General features: G+C 63.5%; 2 protein-coding genes. One reads left to right on the plus strand and one right to left on the minus strand.

All coding sequences use genetic code 11. From position 1 onward, the window contains the following. Positions 1–53: 53 nt before the first annotated feature. Positions 54–1,088: an L-threonine 3-dehydrogenase gene (tdh, locus tag ACVOKO_RS19365; RefSeq protein WP_346501007.1), complete on the minus strand. Its 1,035-nt coding sequence runs from the start codon at positions 1,086–1,088 to the stop codon at positions 54–56. Between the two features lie 135 nt (positions 1,089–1,223). Here tdh and ACVOKO_RS19370 point away from each other — a divergent pair, with 135 nt between their 5' ends. Further along, positions 1,224–3,389, plus strand: a complete 2,166-nt coding sequence (locus ACVOKO_RS19370) for a S46 family peptidase (RefSeq protein ID WP_346501009.1) — start codon at positions 1,224–1,226, stop codon at positions 3,387–3,389. The last annotated feature ends 254 nt before the right edge of the window (positions 3,390–3,643 follow it).

The raw sequence follows: 3,643 nt of genomic DNA on the forward strand, positions 1-3,643 counted from the left end.
GCAGTGGCTTTACCGGTAATGCCCTATTGCCGACCATGGGTCGGCACTACGGATCAATTCCAGCTCAGTACGACCTTGCCGGCCTTGCCCTGTTCCATCAGGTCGAAACCTTCCTGGAAACGGTCCACCGGCAGCTGGTGGGTCATCACCTTGCCCAGCGGGAAACCGCCCAGCACCAGCTGGGTCATCTTGTACCAGGTCTCGTACATCTTGCGGCCGTAGATGCCCTGCACGGTCAGGCCCTTGAAGATGATCTTGTCCCAGTCGCAACCGGCACCGCGCGGCATGATGCCGAGCATGGCGATCTTGCCGCCGTGGTACATGCAATCGAGCATGTCGTTGAAGGCGCGCGGGTTGCCGCTCATTTCCAGGCCCACGTCGAAGCCTTCCATGTGCAGCTCGGCCATCACGTCCTTCAGCGACTGGTTGGCGACGTTGACCACGCGGGTGGCGCCCATGTCGGCAGCCAGCTTCAGGCGGAAATCATTGACGTCGGTGACCACCACGTTGCGTGCACCGATGTGCTTGCAGATGCCGGCAGCAATGATGCCGATCGGGCCTGCGCCGGTGATCAGCACGTCCTCGCCGATCACGTCGAACTCCAGCGCGCAATGCGCGGCGTTGCCATAGGGGTCGAAGAACGCGGCCAGCTCGGACGGGATCTGGTCCGGGATCGGCCACAGGTTGGTGGCCGGCATCACCATGTATTCGGCGAAGGCGCCGTTGACGTTGACGCCGATGCCGACGGTGTTCGGGCACAGGTGCTGGCGGCCGCCACGGCAGTTGCGGCAATGGCCGCAGACGATGTGGCCTTCGGCCGAGACGCGCTGGCCGATTTCATAGCCGGTCACGCCCGGGCCGATTTCGGCGATGCGGCCGACAAACTCGTGGCCGATGGTCAGGCCCGGCTTGATGGTGCGCTGGCTCCATTCGTCCCACAGGTAGATGTGCAGGTCGGTGCCACAGATGGCGGTCTTTTCCAGCTTGATCAGCACCTGGTTCGGGCCCGGCGTAGGCACCGGCACCTCTTCCATCCAGATGCCCTTGGTCGCTTCGCGCTTCACCAGCGCCTTCATCGTCTGTGCCATTGCAGGGGACCGCAGTGTGGGGAAAGGACGTGATTATAAGCTTTCAACCGTAACCGCCCGGTACTGACCGATGACAGGGGCGGCAGACAGTTACAGCCGCTACAATCGGCCGTTCCAAACTTTCGGATGTGTCTGATGCGCGTGAATTTTCTTGCGTTTTCCATCGTTGCCGGCCTTGGCCTGGCGCAGACCGCGCAGGCTGCCGAAGGCATGTGGGTGCCGCAGCAGTTGCCGGAAATTGCCGGCCCGCTGAAGCAGGCAGGCCTGAAGCTGGACCCGCAGCAGCTGGCCAACCTCACCGGTGACCCGATGGGCGCAGTGGTTGCGCTGGGCGGCTGTACCGCCAGCTTCGTCTCGCCGCAGGGCCTGGTGGTCACCAACCACCACTGTGCCTACGGCTCGATCCAGCTCAATTCCACCGCCGAGAAGAATCTGATCAAGGACGGCTTCAACGCGCCGACCCTGAAGGACGAACTGAGCGCCGGCCCGAACGCCCGCATCTACGTGCTGGACGACATCACCGACGTCACCACCCAGGTAAAGGCCGCCATCGCTGGCGCCGGCAATGACCCGCTCAAGCGCACCCAAGCGCTGGAAACCTTCGAGAAGCAGGCCATTGCTGCCTGTGAAACCGACGATGCCTACAGCTGCACCCTGTACAGCTTCTCCGGCGGCAACACCTACCGCCTGTTCAAGAACATGGAAATCAAGGACGTGCGCCTGGCCTATGCACCCCCGGGCAGCGTCGGCAAGTTCGGCGGCGACGTCGACAACTGGATGTGGCCGCGCCACACCGGCGATTTCTCGTTCTACCGCGCCTACGTTGGCAAGGACGGCAAGCCGGCCGCATTCGCCGCCGACAACGTGCCGTACCAGCCCAAGCATTGGCTGAAGCTGGCCAACCAGCCGCTGGGCGAGGGTGATTTCGTGATGGTTGCCGGTTACCCGGGCCGCACCGATCGCTATGCGCTGGTCAGCGAATTCGAGAACACCGCTACCTGGACCTACCCGTCGATCGCCAAGGCCTACAAGGACCAGATCGCGATGGTCGAAGCGGCCAGTAAGACCAACCCGGACATCGCGGTGAAGTACGCCGCCAACATGGCCGGCTGGAACAACACCAGCAAGAACTACGACGGCCAGCTGGACGGCTTCAAGCGCAACAACGTGCTGGGCCAGAAGCAGGCTGCAGAAACCGCGGTGCTGGAATGGCTGCGTGGCCAGGGCGATGCCGGCAAGCCGGCGCTGGATGCCTTCGCACAGCTGCAGACGCTGGGCCAGCAGTCGCGCATGAACCAGGCGCGTGACCTGAACCTGGCGATGCTCAACCGCACCGGCACCCTCGGCACCGCCGTGCGTCTGTACCGCCTGGCCATTGAAAAGGCCAAGCCGGACGCGCAGCGCGAAGAGGGTTACCAGGAGCGCGACCTGCCGACCATCGAAGGCGGCCTGAAGCAGATGGACCGCCGCTACGTGCCGGCCATGGACCGTCAGTTCCAGCAGTACTGGTTGCAGCAGTACGTGCAGCTGCCGGCTGGCCAGCACCTGTCGGCGTTCGACAAGTGGATCGGCGGCGTCGATGCCAAGGCGGTTGATGCAACCGTCGCGCGTCTGGACGGCTCCAAGCTGGGCAACCTGGACGAGCGTTTGAAGTGGTTCGGTGCCGACAAAGCTGCGTTTGAAGCCAGCACCGACCCGGCCATCCAGTACGCGGTGGCGGTGATGCCGGCACTGCTGGAGCTGGAGCACCAGCGCAAGGTCCGTACCGGTGAAGAGCTGGTCGCGCGCCCGCTGTTCCTGCAGGCAATTGCTGATTACAAGAAGACCAAGGGTGAGTTCGTTTACCCGGACGCCAACCTGTCGCTGCGCATCACCTTCGGCAACGTGAAGGGTTACACCGGCCTGGACGGCAAGGTGCAGCCGGCCTTCACCGACCTGGAAGGCATCGTCGCCAAGGAAACCGGCAAGGACCCGTTCGACTCGCCGCAGGCGCTGATCGATGCGGTCAAGGCCAAGCGTTATGGCGGCTTTGAAGACAAGCGTATCGGCAGCGTGCCGGTGAACTTCCTGTCCGATCTGGACATCACTGGCGGCAACTCCGGCTCGCCGGTGCTGGACGCGCACGGTCGTCTGGTCGGTCTGGCGTTTGACGGCATCTGGGAATCGGTCGCCAGCAACTGGGTGTTCGACCCGGTGATGACCCGCATGATTTCGGTCGACGAGCGTTACATGCGTTGGATCATGCAGGAAGTGGCGCCGGCGCCGCAGCTGCTGAAGGAAATGGACGCCGCCTCGAAGTAAGCTCGAGCTGCGTTGTTTGAATGAAAGCCCGGGCGGGAAACTGCCCGGGCTTTTTTGTCGGGCAACGCGCAGATTTGCAGGAGCGGCGTCAGCCGCGAAGCCGGCAGTGTTGAAAGCACCTGCATGCCGGCAATCGGATGGATCTGTGGCTTCGCGGCTGTCGCCGCTCCCACGTTCGTTGCCTGGCAACTGTTGTGCCGAGCCATGCTCGGCTGAGGCCTTACCGGGAAGGCCACTGCCGAGCAGGGCTCGGC

The organism is Stenotrophomonas sp. STEN240 (genome assembly GCF_056756175.1).